At 38.2% G+C, this 16,589-nt stretch carries 17 protein-coding genes; 13 read left to right on the top strand and 4 right to left on the bottom strand.

Annotation, left to right across the window (positions count from 1 at the left end; genetic code table 11):
- Positions 1-330 precede the first annotated feature (330 nt).
- Positions 331-903: a nitroreductase family protein gene (locus tag Q0376_RS08990; protein ID WP_298706700.1), complete on the top strand. Its 573-nt coding sequence runs from the start codon at positions 331-333 to the stop codon at positions 901-903.
- Positions 904-1,210: 307 nt separating this feature from the next.
- Here Q0376_RS08990 and Q0376_RS08985 read toward each other — a convergent pair whose 3' ends face one another.
- Positions 1,211-1,543 carry a hypothetical protein gene (locus tag Q0376_RS08985; protein WP_298706698.1) on the bottom strand — a complete coding sequence of 111 codons (333 nt, stop codon included), beginning with the start codon at positions 1,541-1,543 and terminating at the stop codon, positions 1,211-1,213.
- A gap of 82 nt (positions 1,544-1,625) precedes the next feature.
- A complete protein-coding gene (locus Q0376_RS08980) occupies positions 1,626-2,054 on the bottom strand; it encodes a MarR family winged helix-turn-helix transcriptional regulator (RefSeq protein WP_298706696.1) in 429 nt (142 codons plus the stop codon).
- Positions 2,055-2,388: 334 nt separating this feature from the next.
- Here Q0376_RS08980 and Q0376_RS08975 point away from each other — a divergent pair, with 334 nt between their 5' ends.
- Entirely contained in the window at positions 2,389-2,775 is a 387-nt protein-coding gene (locus Q0376_RS08975) for an SgcJ/EcaC family oxidoreductase (protein ID WP_298706694.1), read from the top strand.
- Between the two features lie 749 nt (positions 2,776-3,524).
- Positions 3,525-3,890, top strand: a complete 366-nt coding sequence (locus tag Q0376_RS08970) for an ESPR domain-containing protein (RefSeq protein WP_298706692.1) — start codon at positions 3,525-3,527, stop codon at positions 3,888-3,890.
- On the opposite strand, the gene Q0376_RS08965 is transcribed toward Q0376_RS08970, so the two are convergent.
- Together Q0376_RS08965 and Q0376_RS08960 are read right to left on the bottom strand one after the other, a co-directional pair.
- Positions 3,887-4,084 carry a hypothetical protein gene (locus Q0376_RS08965; RefSeq protein ID WP_298706690.1) on the bottom strand — a complete coding sequence of 66 codons (198 nt, stop codon included), beginning with the start codon at positions 4,082-4,084 and terminating at the stop codon, positions 3,887-3,889. The two genes, Q0376_RS08970 and Q0376_RS08965, sit on opposite strands and share 4 nt — an antisense overlap.
- Before the next feature lie 96 nt (positions 4,085-4,180).
- Positions 4,181-4,336 (bottom strand): hypothetical protein, encoded by a 156-nt coding sequence (locus tag Q0376_RS08960; RefSeq protein WP_298706688.1) that lies wholly within the window; start codon positions 4,334-4,336, stop codon positions 4,181-4,183.
- Positions 4,337-4,367: 31 nt separating this feature from the next.
- On the opposite strand from Q0376_RS08960, the gene Q0376_RS08955 reads away from it, so the two are divergent.
- From Q0376_RS08955 to Q0376_RS08910, 10 genes are all read left to right on the top strand, one after another.
- Positions 4,368-6,695, top strand: a complete 2,328-nt coding sequence (locus tag Q0376_RS08955) for a YadA-like family protein (protein WP_298706686.1) — start codon at positions 4,368-4,370, stop codon at positions 6,693-6,695.
- 32 nt (positions 6,696-6,727) lie between these two features.
- Positions 6,728-7,924 carry a DUF2827 family protein gene (locus Q0376_RS08950; protein WP_363303095.1) on the top strand — a complete coding sequence of 399 codons (1,197 nt, stop codon included), beginning with the start codon at positions 6,728-6,730 and terminating at the stop codon, positions 7,922-7,924.
- Between the two features lie 283 nt (positions 7,925-8,207).
- The gene (locus Q0376_RS08945) at positions 8,208-9,188 is read left to right on the top strand and encodes an aldo/keto reductase (RefSeq protein ID WP_298706684.1); all 981 of its coding nucleotides are present in this window, start codon (positions 8,208-8,210) and stop codon (positions 9,186-9,188) included.
- 440 nt (positions 9,189-9,628) lie between these two features.
- Positions 9,629-10,348, top strand: coding sequence for a TetR family transcriptional regulator (locus Q0376_RS08940; protein ID WP_298706682.1), 720 nt, complete (start codon positions 9,629-9,631; stop codon positions 10,346-10,348).
- Positions 10,349-10,389: 41 nt separating this feature from the next.
- On the top strand, positions 10,390-11,490 hold the full coding sequence (locus tag Q0376_RS08935) for an alpha/beta hydrolase (protein ID WP_298706680.1): 1,101 nt from the start codon (positions 10,390-10,392) through the stop codon (positions 11,488-11,490).
- Between the two features lie 172 nt (positions 11,491-11,662).
- On the top strand, positions 11,663-11,962 hold the full coding sequence (locus Q0376_RS08930) for a YciI family protein (protein WP_298706678.1): 300 nt from the start codon (positions 11,663-11,665) through the stop codon (positions 11,960-11,962).
- Between the two features lie 101 nt (positions 11,963-12,063).
- Entirely contained in the window at positions 12,064-12,579 is a 516-nt protein-coding gene (locus tag Q0376_RS08925; protein WP_298706676.1) for an NAD(P)H-dependent oxidoreductase, read from the top strand.
- Between the two features lie 227 nt (positions 12,580-12,806).
- Entirely contained in the window at positions 12,807-14,993 is a 2,187-nt protein-coding gene (speC, locus tag Q0376_RS08920) for an ornithine decarboxylase (RefSeq protein WP_298706674.1), read from the top strand.
- A gap of 226 nt (positions 14,994-15,219) precedes the next feature.
- Positions 15,220-16,122, top strand: a complete 903-nt coding sequence (locus tag Q0376_RS08915; RefSeq protein WP_298706672.1) for a LysR family transcriptional regulator — start codon at positions 15,220-15,222, stop codon at positions 16,120-16,122.
- A gap of 15 nt (positions 16,123-16,137) precedes the next feature.
- Positions 16,138-16,589, top strand: a 452-nt coding sequence (locus Q0376_RS08910) for an OB-fold nucleic acid binding domain-containing protein (protein WP_298706670.1), incomplete at its 3' end; no start/stop codon positions are given.

The following is a 16,589-nucleotide window of genomic DNA, read 5'->3' as shown; positions in this document are numbered from 1 at the left end:
AATATAATAAGTACAAGGGCAATGACTTCGGTCGTTGCCCTTTTTCTTTAAAGGAACACTATTGAATACATATAAAAGTAACTAAATTGAAAAATAAAGAAATAACTATATTGAAAAAAATAGAAATAAGGTTTATAATGAACTTGTAACAACAATAAAAACAAGTTGAGCGTACAGAATAGCTAAAGTAGAAAATAGCTTAAAGTACGGAAACAGTTACAGTAGAGAAATAGTTAAGCTAGAGAAAAAATTAAATTAGAGGAAAAGTAAAAATACAAGGATAGTAAATAGTAATTTAATATATCTAATTAGTTTTAAGGAGGATTTACTATGAAAACATTAGAAACTTTACAAGCACGCCGTACCTATTACAATATTAATAAAGAATTACCAGTAGCACCTGAAAAGGTTGTTGAGCTAGTAGAGCAGGCTACAGAACTTGTTCCTGACGCATTTAATATGAAGAGCTCTCGTGTAGTAGTGGCTTTAGGCGCGCAACATGACGCACTTTGGGATGCTATTTATGATGTGTTTGAAGGTCAAGTGTCTCGTGAAAAAATTGATAGCTTCAAGGCTGGTTATGGTACTGTACTTTATTTTATAGACCAACCAACGGTAGAACGCTTGCAAGGTCAATTCCCTATTTATGCGGATCGATTCCCTCATTGGGCCGCACAGTCAGCCGGGATGCTTCAGATTTCTATTTGGGAAGGCCTTCGTGAACTTGGTGTAGGGGCCTCTCTACAACATTACAATCCTGTGATTAATGAAGCAGTACAAAAACTGTTTGATCTACCTAGCACTTGGGTGCTTGATGCACAAATGCCATTTGGCGGTATTGCGGCGGAACCAGATGCAAAAGAGAAAGAAGATATTAGAGAGCGTGTAGTTATTAAAAAATAATCGCTTAGATGAATATAGTTAAATGAATATATTTTAACGAATATACTTAAACAAACTTGATTAAGTGGAATATATGTGCAGAGAGTAAGTAGACCCAGTATCTAATAATTACCCTCATAAAGACATAAGATATTTTACTTTTTAAAATAAAGAAGCTGTAACTAAGGAGGAATCCTCGGTTACAGCTTTTTTATGTAATATATTACATTTAATATATCATATGTAATAATTAAACTTATATATGATAAGGAATTTTAAAGTTTTTAAGCTAATTAGACTAATCTTATAAACAATGTACTCTAACGACTTATCCTTCAATAATAGCTAGGCAGCCTGCGCAAGCTGGGCAATCACAATACATGGCACCTTTGCTTTTAATTTCTAGTCCATGAGCATGTAAGTCTTTAGCCAATGTTTCCCCAAAAATTTGAACGCCTAATTCGGAACCGGTTAAAGCAATTAAATTGTCAACAGTAGTAATGTCAGCTTTTGCTTCAGCGATTAATTTTTCTGTGGTAGCAGCTTCTTGTTCAGTACCTATTGCGTTTAACCACGCTTGAGCGACTTCTTTTAATTCTGGACAACAAGATGGTGCTTCCATAATAGATGTAACGATAGGGTTTAGTTCTTTGCTGGTCATAATACGTATCTCCTTTTATATACCTAATTATTCTTCCAAATTACTTAGGAGTTTTTAAATTACTTAGGAGTTTTTAAATTACTTAAGATTTTTCTAAATTACTTAAGATTCTCCTTAACTGTGCCTCGAAATGTGAAATTTCAGATTCTGAAAAACCATTATATGCTTTGCTTGTCATCATTTGGCTGATGATGGCTGAATCTGTCTGAGCTTGTTTACTCAAGGGAGTTAAAAATATGCGTTTACTGCGTTTGTCGCCATCTTTGATGCGGCGCTCAACTAAATGCTGCTGTTCCATTGTTTGTAGCATTTTAGATAGCGTATTTAGAGCAAGCCCTGTATTAGTAGCTAACTCAGACATAGTAATGCCATCATTTTTCCAAAGTTGATATAAAATTTTGCCTTGCTCAGAGTTAAAGCTGGTAATATTATGTTCTTGCAATAAACGATTTAGTAATCGGTTACTCAATAAATGGATCCGACCTATTAAATAACCTATTTCTCGATCCAAAAGACACCTCCATAGTAAGTACATGAATCAAAACTTCTATATAGAACTTATATAAAGCGTATCATAAAGGGATGGCGCTGTCAATAACATCTATATAGAAGTTTTTTTGTTCGTTTGATATAGTTAAATAAATCATTCTCCAATGTGTGACGTAGCTATATTTCCGAATTGTATGCGTTTTGTTTATAATAGGTAATAAGAGAGGGCTTCATTTTCTCGTATTAGCTTATAGTATATAGCAATAGAGATCGGTGGTAGATAGTAATAGAGCTTAGTAATCGAGGTAAACAATAGAGAATTGTTTTTGTAAGTAGTGATGGTAGGGAGGATATATATGAATAAAGAAATAAAGCGTCTCATAGAAGCAGCTGACAAAGCTATTAAAGAGGAACGATTTGATGATCTTATGGAATTTTATACGGAAGATGCTGTGCTAGTTGTAAAGCCCGGTCTAGAAGTAAAAGGCAAGAAGGCTATAAAATCTGCATTTATAAAGATTGCTGCTTATTTTAATAATAGCATCGTTCCTACGCAAGGAAAGATGTGCATGATAGAAGCAGGTGATACAGTGCTTGTTTTATCACAAACCTTATTGGCTGCCGATAAAAAAGCAGATTCAGAGTATGCTATGGAGCGGAGAGCTACCTATGTGTATCGTAAAATAGATGGAAAATGGCTCTGTGCTATAGATAATTCCTATGGAACGAGCTTGCTTGATTGATTGAATCATTGCTTGTATATGTAATTTAATTCGTTTATATAATTTAATATTGAATTTGAGTTTTAAGTAAAATGAAGGCTCTGTGTTTCCTAAACCTGCTAAGTGAGTTTAGGAGAGACAGAGCTTATATTATTACTACATATAAAAATGATAAAACTTAGTAATTTAAATAATGAATTACTAAAGTGGAACATGAGGGAAAAAATAAGAAAAACTTCTTGTTTACAAGAAGAGATTTGGGGTAAAAGAAAAAATAAAATTGAGAGATATTTTAATTAAATTTGATTTAACTTATATGCTATTTAAGAGCACCGTAGATTGGCAATAAAATTATGGATTTATAAAAATAAAAGATTAAGTTTTTAGGTATAAATTAAAATATATCTCTTTTATGTGAAAAATAAGATTGATTAAATATAATATTTTAGATTTAGTTTATTTAATTATAAATTAAGTTCTAATTAATTTAATGGATAATGTATATGGGATTTATGATATTGGTTATGATGAGCTTGTAATTAGTCTTTTTATGCTTAAAAATAGATGTTGATGCTAGAGCGCATTTTGAAATGATAGTTGTTTTATACAATTAAAATAATTGTTGAATTTTAATTAATAGATTAAAAATATTTAACAATAGTATTGTGTACGATGGAATTTTATGTTAGAATTGTCTTCATCTTGAAAAGTAGCTTGAGAAATAAATTACATTAATTAGAATATTTTGATACGAAAAAAGGAGTGTTTGAATGAACAAAATTTTTAAAATTATATGGAGTAAAACTAAAGGATGCTATGTTGTAGCCTCAGAATTTGCTAAAAGTCATCAAGCTGGTGGAGTTAAACGGACAAGACGTTTAACAGCTGCTATTATGACAGCGCTAGTTTTGGCACCGCAAGCAAGTGTATGGGCTACGACAATTGATGTTGGTGGGGAAACATGGTCTGCCGGTTCTGCCGGTAGCGGTGTAATGACAATAACTGGAAGTAATGGTATTACCGTTAAACCGAGTAATACAAGTGGTGCCGGTATTAGCAAAAGCATGACTGTTACTATTGGTTTGGATGATTCTACTACTACAGCTATTAGTACTGCGGTTGCGAGTGTTAGTTAAGCTGCTAGCAGTGCAGCAAGTGCTTCTAGTGCAAAGGTAAGTGAAGATCGGGCGGTAAAGAGCGCTGAAAGCTCTGCATCCAGTGCTACAGAAGCAGCAAATAGTGCTACAGAAGCAGCAAATAGTGCTTCCGATGCGGCAAGTAGTGCCAAAGAATCTAAAGACAGTGCGTCAAATGCAGCAAGCAGCGCCACAGAAGCAAAAGACAGCGCCTCTAATGCTAAAGTAAGTGAAGATAATGCAGCGAAGAGTGCTGAAAGCTCTGCATCTAGTGCAACCGAAGCTAAAGGCTATGCTTCTAATGCAGCAAGTAGTGCAACAGAAGCGAAAGATAGTGCCACCAATGCTAAAGTAAGTGAAGACAATGCCACAAAGAGCGCTGAAAGCTCTGCATCCAGTGCGACTGACGCGGCTAAGAGTGCGAGTGATGCAGCGAGCAGCGCCACAAAAGCAGAAAGTAGTGCTTCCAATGCTAAAGTGAGCGAGGATAATGCAGCGAAGAGTGCTGAAAGCTCCGCATCCAGTGCTATAGAAGCAGCAAATAGTGCTTCCGATGCGGCAAGTAGTGCCAAAGAATCTAAAGACAGTGCGTCAAATGCAGCAAGCAGCGCCACAGAAGCAAAAGACAGCGCCTCTAATGCTAAAGTAAGTGAAGATAAAGCAGCGAAGAGTGCTGAAAGCTCTGCATCCAGTGCTACAGAAGCAGCAAATAGTGCTTCCGATGCGGCAAGTAGTGCCAAAGAATCTAAAGACAGTGCGTCAAATGCAGCAAGCAGCGCCACAGAAGCAAAAGATAGCGCCTCTAATGCTAAAGTGAGCGAGGATAATGCAGCAAAGAGTGCTGAAAGCTCTGCATCGAGTGCGACTGAAGCGGCCAATAGTGCGTCAAACTCTGCAAGCAGTGCCAAAGAGTCTAAGGATAGTGCTTCCAATGCTAAATTGAGCGAAGATAATGCTGCAAAAAGCGCTGAAAATTCTGCATCCAGTGCTACAGAAGCAGAAAATAGTGCTTCCGATGCGGCAAGTAGTGCCAAAGAATCTAAAGACAGCGCGTCAAATGCAGCAAGTAGCGCGTCAAATGCAGCTAAAAGCGCTACAGAAGCTAGCGATAGTGCATCTAATGCCGCTAAGAGTGCTACTGAAGCAAGTGATAGCGCATCCAGCGCAAAAAGTAGTGCTTCCAATGCGGCAACTAGTGCCACTGAAGCAAGTTCTAGTGCGTCTAGTGCTAAAGAAAGTGCTTCCAATGCAGCTAATAGTGCTACAGAGGCTAAAAATAATGCCTCTGATGCTATAAAGAGTGCATCAGATGCTAAAGAGAGCGCTACTGAAGCCGCTAAGAGTGCAAGTGATTCAGCAAGCAGTGCCACAAAGGCAGAAAGCAGTGCGTCCAATGCAAAAGCAAGCGAAAATAATGCCGCATCGAGTGCTACCGCGGCCGATACGAGTGCTACTAATGCAGCTAAAAGCGCTACAGAAGCTAGCGATAGTGCATCTAATGCCGCTAAGAGTGCTACTGAATCAAGTGATAGCGCATCTAGCGCCAAAAATAGTGCTTCCAATGCGGCAACTAGTGCCACTGAAGCAAGTGATAGTGCATCGAGTGCTAAAGATAGTGCATCTAATGCCGCATCTAGCGCTACAGAAGCTGGAGATAGTGCATCTAATGCTGCTTCTAGTGCTAGCGATGCTCAGACAAGCGCCAGCAATGCAGCTAGCAGTGCTACTGAATCCGAAGAAAATGCCAAGAGTGCCGCTGATAGTGCCAATGAAGCTAAAGCGAGCGCCGATGTAGCAACTAGCAGTGCTAATGCAGCTATTTCTAGTGCTAAAGAAGCAAGCAATGCCGTATCTAATGCTGTTAAGGAATTGGTTGAAGGCGGTATTATGGGCGGTGAAGCCAATGGCGAAGGGGCTACAACAGTAGGTAAAGGTTCCGTAGCTAATGGCGATAATACGAGTGCTATGGGTAATAATGCCAATGCCAATGGTTCTAATGCATCTGCTATTGGTGCCGATTCCGTTGCAGAAGGAAATAATGCATCTTCCATGGGGGCTAATGCGATTGCAAAAGGTGAAGGTGCTAGTGCTATTGGGGCTAACTCTAAGGCCACTGCAGACGGTGCCAGTGCTATAGGTTCAAATGCAAGTGCTACGGCAGAAAATGGCACAGCTCTTGGTGCTAATTCTAGCGTTACAGGGAAAAACTCGGTAGCCTTAGGAGCTGGATCCGTAGCTGATAAAGAAAACTCTGTATCGATTGGTTCTAAAGGTAATGAGCGTACGTTAACTAATGTAGCACCAGGCGAAGTTTCTGCTACCTCTACAGATGCTATTAATGGTAGCCAATTATATAATGCAACAGCACAACTTTCTGGTAATATTAATAGTGTAAGTAAACGAGTTAATGAAGTAGGGGCTGGTGCAGCGGCTTTAGCAGCTCTCAACCCACTAGGCTTTGATGAAGATGACAAAGTAACATTTGCTGTGGGCTATGGCCACTATCATAGTGAAGATGCATTAGCTTTGGGTGCATTTTACAAAGCAAATGAAAATACCATGTTTAGCATGGGCAGTACATTAGGTAATGGTGACACTATGTTTAATGTGGGCGCTTCCTTTAAATTTGGATCTTCTACTATTGATAGGGAAACTAAAGAAACCTATAAGCAAGCTCCAATGAGCGTTATGAATGCCTTGAACGATACGGTGCAAGCACAGGATAAAACAATTAAGAAACAAGAACAACAAATTAAGGCCTTACAGGCACAAGTTAAAATGCTTATGGAAAAAATTTCAGGTTGATGATAATGCGATGATTTAAGTTAGTGAATCATATGATGGGAAAGGAATCTGTTGTGAAAAAAGTCAATGTTGGTATTACCTTCTTTTGGGGGGAATCATATAATAATATTTGGTCAAATGGAGCAGGGCAAAATATGTACTTTCTTAAGGAAGCGTTAGAACAAATTCCTTGGGTTAATGAAGTATATTTTGTATATTGGGACAATGATTTGAAAAAAGTCCCTAGTTCTTTAGAACTAGAGGCCATGAATATTAATATATATGAGTACAATGATGTAATAGCCACAACAGACCTTCTCATTGAAGGCACTCTTATCGTAAGTCGAGCCCGTGAACGTGAAATTCATGACCATGGTGGCAGACTAGTGACCTTCCGAATGGGCACCGATTATATGATGGATTTGGAAAAATTTGTCTATGATCTGCCCGGAGGGCGCGCCTTTAATGGCTGTGAATATGATGCGATTTGGATGTTACCCCATCATTATGAAACTAACCGTCATTATTTAGAAGTCATGACTAATACAAAGGTTCATATAGCGCCGTATTTATGGGATTCCTTATTTTTAGATAAAATAGTCAAAGACTATGAGCGTGAAGATGGTTACCCTGGCTTTGGCTATCGACCTAAGACTGCAAGTGAACGCCTAGAGGAACATGGAAAACGTTTAGCTACATTTGAACCTAATATAAGTGTAATAAAATCTTGTTATACACAGATTTTATTAGCTGAAGCGGCGTACAAGAAAGAGCCAGAGGCTATTAAACATATATACCTTTGTAATACGATTAAACGAAAAGATACCAAAGTATTTCATGACTTTATAGGTTGGACTAAACTCTTAGATGATAATAAATTATCTGTTGAGCCTAGATATATTACACCGTATTTCTTGGGCAAATATACAGATATCGTCCTTTGTCATCAATGGTCCTTAGCTTTGAATAACTTGTACATGGACGTATTGTATGGAAATTATCCATTAGTTCATAATTCGCCATTTTTACGAGACCATCAAGTGGGCTTTTATTATGATGGCTTTGATGCCTATGCTGGGGCAGAGGCACTGTTAGAGGCAGTTCATCATTATGATGAAGACTTTGAGCTACATGCAGCGCGTAATAAAGCGTATTTATATACCTTATCTCCCTATAATCCAGCGGTTGTGGCCGAATATGAGTGGCTATTGAAAAAAGCATTATTTGAAGATAATAAAATAGATTGGTAATATATCAAGGTTTCATGAGTTGCGCTAGTGAATGATGGACTATTTAATTTTTGTAGTACACGATGTTGAACCTGCTGGAGTTCTTTAGGGCTACCGCCACCGATTAATAGGGTGTTTCCTATTTGATCTGTGGTGGTAGCTTTTTTATGTCTTAAAGGGGTCATTATGCTACTTGAGAGCGTTTATAATAAGTTATTGACTTAAAGTAAGCTCTATGTGCTATGCTTATTTTAAGGGATATCATATTTTCAAAAGGTATGTATTATTTTAAAGGAGCAAGCATATGGAATACGTAAAATTAGGACGAACGGGCCTTGATGTATCGAAAGTCGCCTTAGGTTGTATGAGTTTTGGTGATCCATCGTACGAACAGTTTAAGTGGGTGTTGGAAGAAGCTGAGGCGCGGAAGATTATCAAGCATGCAGTGGATCAAGGGATTACTTTTTTTGATACAGCGAACTGCTATAGTTATGGTGCTAGTGAGGAAATTGTAGGTCGTGCGTTAAAAGATTTTACACATCGTGAAGACATTGTATTGGCTACGAAAGTCTTTATTGATATGCGTCCAGGGCGGCCTAATGGCGGGGGCTTATCACGAAAGGAAATCATGTATGAAGTAGAGCAGAGCTTGCGCCGTTTAGGTACCGATTATATTGATTTACTCTATATCCATCGTTGGGATTATAATACACCTATCGAAGAGACTATGCGCGCTTTAAATGATTTAGTTTCAGCGGGAAAGGTTCGATATATTGGTGCCAGTGCCATGTATGCTTGGCAATTCCAAAAGGCCCAATATGTGGCGGAACGTCATGGTTGGGTGCAATTTTCAGCTATGCAAAATCATTATAATTTAGTATATCGCGAAGAAGAACGTGAAATGATTCCATTATGTAAGGATATGGGCGTGGGCTTAACTCCTTATAGTCCACTTGCAGGGGGGCGTTTAAGTCGTGATTGGACGGCTACTACTAAGCGCGCTGAAGTAGATAAAATAGCCATGGCTAAATATGATACAACTAAGGATACAGATAAGATTATTGTGGATCGTGTGGGTGAATTAGCTGAAAAATACAATACCACTCGCACGGGTATTGCCCTTGCTTGGCAATGGCATAAAGGCGTAGTGGCGCCAATTATTGGGGCTACGAAAGAACGTTATATTGACGAAGCAGTAGGGGCTCTTGCGGTTCAATTAACTGAGGCGGATGTAAGCTATTTAGAAGAACCTTATGTGCCTCATAAAGTAATGGGTGCAAGATAACTGTTCGCGCAAATAATTGTAGAGAAAATAATTGTTAGACAAAATGGCTGTTATAGATAATAACCTTTAGAATGCATTAATCTTAACATGCATTAACCTGAGCATGTAGTAACCTCAGAAAACATTAAATTAGATTACATTACATTACTATTAAAGGCAATCACCAATAGTAAGCAAATTAATAAAAAGTAAGACATATTTGAATCCGGACTGGGATTTGAGTATGTCTTTTTTTGTGTGTTTATGGCTTTATGGATATTTCTATTACTAATTTTATTAATGAAAAGATATAGTTTTTTATATTGACAAAATGTCAAAATATTTATTGACAATGTGTCAATAAATAGATATTATACTAGTATAGAAGGATGAATTTAATTCTTTCCATCTTTTGGATAAAAGAAGGGAAAAGAAAATTAATAAGAGAGGAGGGGACGAATTTGGCAAGAGTAAGTAAAGACAAAGTATTGCAACGGCCTGATGAAATCATAGATGCTTGTGAAACTTTGTATAAGACGAAACGTTTTAGTGACGTGAGTTTAAAGGATATTAGTGAAATGACAAGTCTGTCTCGTCCCTCGATTTACAATTATTTTAAAACGAAGGAGGAGATATTTTTAAGCCTTCTTACGCGGGAGTATAAAGAGTGGATTGAAGAATTGCGCGCCGCAATTCAACCTTCATTAACGTATATATCATCTTTAAACGCGGAAGCGACTCGTACATCGTTAACACATAGCGTTCAGAAAATAGATCATGAATGCCTCCTAGACGAAGCCGTTCAATCCTTTGCTCGTATAGTAGCGAAGAGCTTAGCCAGTCATGAGTTGTTGTTGCGCATTCAATGTACTAATTTATATGAAATTGAAGAGAACAGCCGCATAGAATTTCTTGTGGAATTTAAACATGTTTTTAAAGAAGCTATCATGACTGTAGATGAAGGCCTAGCAGCTTATTTCCCGCATATATCAGAACAAGCACGAGGGGATTTTAGCTATGCATTCTTCCCCTTTATTTATGGTGTCTATCCCTATGTGTATCCATCGGCTAAGCAAAAATTAGCTATGGACGAGGCGGCTATACAATATAAAGCAATTACAATAGAGCAGATTATATATGCCTGCGTTGAGCCATTGTTGCGAGGCTTGGTAAGTAAATAATGTGTAGGCGCACATATGTAAAGTGAAAAAGGAGATTTGAGATGAAGGTAAACATATCACTAGCAAAGAAAATAGCAGTTACAGCGTTGGCCGCCTTTAGTTTAGTGACGACGTCTTTAGCGGCACCTTTAGTGCTGCCGTCCCAGGGACTGGTATTACAAGGTGATAAAAAACAAACTTATATAAATACAGAAATTCAACATTTCTTCAAAACTATGGGAGCCAATTTTACTAAATTTGAGATGCCCACTAATTGGACGCAAGGTGTAGAAATGATTAATAATGTACGGGTAGAACATTATGCCTTACAGGCTGATGAGGCCCCAGTACCAAACAAGGAAGCAGACTCCAAAGGAGAACAATCCAAGGGAGCACAATCCAGGGGAGAAGAATCTAAGGGCGCACAATCAGTTAGTATGGTAGGGCCAGAATCAGATCGTGTTGTATTGCAGCTGCATGGTGGCGCTTATGTAGCAGGTATGTCCGATGCACATCGTGTGCTGGCCATGAAAATTGGTACCTTATTAGATGCAGATCAAGTATATAGCGTGGATTACCGATTAGCGCCTGCTCATGTGTATCCTGCTGCTTTAGACGATGCTGTAGAAGCGTATAAAGGCTTATTGGATAAGGGGATTAATCCAAACCATCTTATCGTTGTAGGTGATTCTGCTGGTGGCAATCTAGCGTTAGCCTTATCCTTATATTTAAAGGAACATAATATGCCACAACCAGGAGCTTTATTATTGGCTTCACCTTGGACTGATTTTGAACATAAAGATAATACATCGCGTATTACCAATGATAGTAAAGATCAAGTATTAGGCTTAGGCACACCGCTCAATGGGGCCGTTAAGAATCCGGTGTATGTTGGTGACATAGCATTAGACGATCCACGATTATCACCTATTTATGCTGACTTGAGTGGACTGCCACCAATGCTTATTCAAACTGGTGGCAATGAACTTTTTGTTACTGAAAATGAAGCATTAGCTGCTAAGGCAACCAGCGATGGCGTAATAGTAACATTCACTGTATATCCAGGCATGCCACATGATTTCGCCCTTCTTTTACCTGAAATGGATGATTCAGTACAATCTTTAGTTGAGATGAGAGATTTTGTAAATCGCAATGTAAAATAAACTAATTAAAATAAAGTAATTAGAATAAAGTAATTAAAATAAAGTAATTAAAATAAAGTAATTAAAATATAGCGATTAAAATATAGTAGTTAAAATTAAGTAATTAAAATGAACTGACTATGGTTATTTAATATACTATCGCTGTAAGCGGATACCTAGAAAGGAGACATATATGTATTTAATTGATATTGTAATTAATACAGAAAAAGTAGATAGTAAGGACGCTGACAATTTATTGGAACAACATCGTCAATGGTTTGCTAAGTATTTTCAAGTTGGTGCTTTTTTGATGGTAGGTCCTTATCGAGACCAAGCAGCTGCTGGCGTTGTGATTGCACAAGCGCCGTCACGGGAGGCCTTAGAGGGCATATTAAAGGATGATGCGTATTATCCAGATAAAGCGACATATACAGTGCGCGAATTTCAAGCGAATTTGATTGCTCCTAATGTGGCTGACTATAAGGGGCAATAAAGAAGCGTGAGAATGGTAGAAATATAATTAAGAAAATGAGTATATCTTTGTAGTTACATATAAAACAGATTTCAATTTATTCCCAAAAGAAGGAGATTATTATGAAAACAACAGTATTTTTATTTCACCCAAATTTCAATGAGTCTAATGTAAATAAAGCCTTAGCAAAAGCTGCACAAGATGCTAATGTAGAAGTACGTAATGTATACGAATTGTATTCCAATGGCATTATTGATGTGGAAGCAGAACAGAAGGCATTAGAAGCGGCTGATCGAATTGTGTTGCAATTCCCTATGTACTGGTATTCTAGTCCAGCTCTTTTAAAACAATGGGAAGATGATGTATTCCAATATGGCTGGGCTTATGGCTCAACTGGCACGGCCTTACATGGCAAAGAATTGCTCGTAGCTACTTCTACTGGCGCACAGGCAGACGATTATACAGGCGCAGGCAAATTTGAAATTACTGTGGAAGAGTTATTAGCTCCATTTAAAACAACTTGTAAAATGATTGGTGTAAAATGGTTACCACCTTTTGTAACCAATGGTGCTTTGGGCATTGAAGAACAGCGTTTAGGAGCGGCTGCTAAAGACTATGTAGGACGCTTACAAGGTTAATCTACCTGATGGATTACTCCCAGAAATCCCTTATGCTTAATAGAGCATAAGGGATTTTTTACTTCCTTAAATTTTCTATAATTTATAGGTTACTTTAGTGGAATTAGATATGTTTTATAATTTTTATATTCGTTATACTTGTAAGAGAGACGTAAGTAATTTGCAAGAGCTGTGTAAGAGAGAGGACGTATAAACAGAATTTTTTGGTTGGTATAGGAGGTATTTATATGAATTCATTGAGTATAGCTTGTAGCACATTGGCTGCACAATATTTTACTATTGAAAGTCATAGACCACAGGTAAATCTTGATGCTATTATGCAGCAATTTGAGCCAGATCTTACAGCCGTCGGTGCTGTTATTGTAACTGATAGAGAACTTAATGTGTTAGAGGCCGTATTTGATACCTTACTTACTTTGCCAATTTTCGTTGTACGGACACAGCATGACGAAGATATTCCCTTGCACATCTTATCTAAAGGCGTTCATATTATAGATGTAGATTCATTAGAGAAGGACCTCTTTAATCGTCAAGTAGAAGAGGCAGTGGCTACGTATGAAGCTCAGGTATTGCCACCATTTTTCAAGGCCCTTGTAAAGTATGTTGAATCTGGCAATATGTCCATGGCCACGCCAGGTCATCATGGAGGACGCTTTTTCCGGAAACACCCAGCGGGTCGTTATTTTTATGATTGGTTTGGCGAATCCCTATTCCGTTCAGATATTAGTTCCTCTGATGTGAGCATGGGGGATATGCTTACTCATGAAGGGTATCCTTATGATGCGGAAAAGCATGCAGCAGAAGTATTTAATGCTGATTTTACTTATTTTGTTTTAAATGGTACTTCAGCAGCTAATAAAGTAGTATGTAATGCTTTGCTTAAACCAGGTGATGTGGTATTATTTGACCGCAATAATCATAAATCGCTATACCATGGTGCGTTGATTCAGTCAGGGGCTACACCTGTTTATGTGGAAACATCGCGCAATCCTTATGGCTTTATTGGTGGCGTTGATGACCATTGTTTTGAAGAAGACTATTTACGTGCGCGCATTGCGAAGGTGGCACCTCATAAAGCTCAGGAACAACGACCATTTCGCGTGGCCTTGATTCAATTAGGAACCTATGATGGTACTATTTATAATGCTAGGCAGGTCGTAGATCGTATTGGTCATCTGTGTGACTATATTTTATTTGACTCTGCGTGGGTGGGGTATGAGCAATTTATTCCTATGCTTCGCGATTGTAGCCCCATGTTATTGGAATTAGGCCCTGAAGATCCTGGTATTTTTGTGACTCAATCAGTGCATAAGCAATTAGCTGGTTTTTCACAGACTTCACAAATTCACAAAAAAGATAGCCATCTCAAAGGGCAGGCTCGCTATTGTAATGATGATTGCTTTAATAATGCCTTCATGCTACAAGCCTCGACTTCGCCTTGCTATCCACTGTTTGCTTCGTTAGATGTGAATGCTAAAATCCATGAAGGCGAATTGGGCCGTAAGTTGTGGGCCGAAACAGTGCAATTAGGCGTAGATACGCGTAAGGCGATTAAAGCGCATTGCCACTATATTAAATCCTTTGTGCCTGAGGTGGTAAATGGTAAACCTTGGGATACGTATACAACGGAAGAGATTGCAACCGATAAGGCCTTTTTTGAAATTGATCCTCAAGCATCGTGGCATCAATTTAAAGGCTATGGCAAAGATCAATATTTAGTGGATCCATGTAAAATCCTTTTATATACACCAGGTATAGATCAGCAAACGGGAGCGTATGAGGACTTTGGTATTCCCGCTGGTTTATTGTCTAATTATTTGCGCGAACACGGATTAACGCCTGAAAAGAGCGATTTGAATTCTATTTTATTTCTACTCACGCCAGCTAATTCAGAAACAATGATGAGCAATCTTGTATCGCTCTTAGTTCGCTTTGAACGGTGCATTGATGAAGATTTGCCGATGCGAGATGTATTACCAAAGATTTATTACGCCCATGAGGACCATTATAAAGGCTATACAATGCGTCGTCTGTGCCAGGAGATGCATGAGTTTTATAAAAAGCGTAATGTAAATACATTGCAAAAACGCTTGTTTAGAGAAGAGTTCTTCCCAGAGACCGCTGTTTCTGCCCAAGTGGCTACGCAGGCCTTTATTGGTGGCAATTATGAAGAGGTTATGCTGGATCAGGTGAAAGACCGCATTGCCTTGGAAGGGGCCTTACCATATCCACCAGGGATTATTACTATTGGCCTTGGGGAACGGTGGAATGATAATGTGATTGCGTATTTTAAAGTATTGGAAGATACGTTTAATGAATTGCCTGGCTTTGCTGGTGAAATTCAAGGCGTTCATTTTAAAGACATAGAGGGAACGATTCGCGCTTTTGCATATGTTATGAAAGAGGACATGTGATTGTAAAAAGGCAAAGTGCAATTTTTAAGTCGAATATGCCATGTAAAATGGTTATGTAATCAAAAAGATAGGTTCCTAGGGGGTAAAAGTAAGGCGCCTATGTTGTGAATTGAGGGCTGGTGGATTATAATTAAGAATGGATTATAATACATTATAATCAAAAGGTAAATCTGGTAACTATATTACCGGAGGCTAACATAGATACGTTTAGGAGAGGATATTTTCTATGGATTTCGATGTTTGTAGAAATTATGTGTGTGTCGCTGAATCCTATACCATTAGTGAAGCAGCGCGCCAGTTAAATATCGCACAGCCAGCACTCAGTTTACAAATCAAAAACTTAGAGGCCTATTATGGCGTACAATTAATTAAGACGCGCCAAGGCAGTCGTCATATTGAACTGACTAAGGCCGGGGACTTATTGTATCGCCGCATCAAACATTTATTAAATCAAGAAGAGTTGTTGCGAAAAGAAGTGCGTAAGAGTGCTGCTGAAGAAGCAGACACTATAGTTATTGGCACAACGCCAGAGCTAGCGTATATTGTAAATGACTATATAAATAGCTTTAAGTCAACCCAGCCAAAGGGTAAGTGGAAAGTTGTGTTTAACGATATTAAGTTAATTACAGAATACTTAGAGCGAGGCATTTTTAATTTAATTATTACTCCCACAATTCCGCCGCACAAGCATTTATATACTTTTGAAGGGGCGGGGACGCGTGAAATTGTAGTCATAGGGCCTAAGAATCATTCCTTACTGCAAAGGCGAAAGTCGATTAATTTGACGGCTTTACATGGCCAGCAAGTGGCTGTTATGGCTGATTTAGAGAATTCATTGCTTCGTAATTGCCGCGAAAAAGAAGTGGATATTTCCTTTAATCTTAGCAGTAATTCGTTGATGTTTATTCTTGATACGGTCATGCAGACTGGGGAATTGGCTATTGTATCGGGCTGTATTCCGCAGTGGGTAAAAGAATTAGTAGAGTATGTGCCGCTCACAAGTGATGAACTAACAAAATCACAGCAAGTGTTTACGTATAAAGGTGGTCAAAAGACTAAATTAGTAAAAGAATTTTTAACGTATCTCAAAGAGCATGACTTTATTAATGAGGCAGAGTCAAGTAATTAGTAAGGAGAGATGATAATGGATTTATTTGATGAATTAAATACATTTCCCCCTCTAGGAGAGAATGACAGTGATATAAGTTTTGCTCGTATGGAGAAATTACAAAGATTATATGAATTGGATATATATCCTTATGGTGATAAATTTAATTGGACTCATTATGCCAAGGATATTATTACTGAGTATGAGACTTTAAAAAATACTAAGGTAGCTGTATCGGGCCGAATTATGGCGAAACGGGACCATGGGAAGACCATCTTTTTGACTTTGCGTGATACGACAGGAGATATTCAGGTATTTGCACGCACTGATGAAGTGTCTGACTTAGAAGATAGCTTGCTTGACCTCTTAGACGTGGGTGATATTATTGGGGTTCATGGCCTTGTTTTTACTACTGATAAAGGTGAAATCAGCATTCGCACCACGCAGATAGAATTGCTAACGAAGTCTTTGAAGCCATTGCCGGATAA

This window comes from uncultured Veillonella sp. (genome assembly GCF_937981445.1).
Taxonomy (GTDB): Bacteria; Bacillota; Negativicutes; order Veillonellales; family Veillonellaceae; genus Veillonella_A.
The sequence above is the reverse complement of the archived record's forward strand: the minus strand, read 5'-3'. Positions and strand labels throughout refer to the sequence as shown.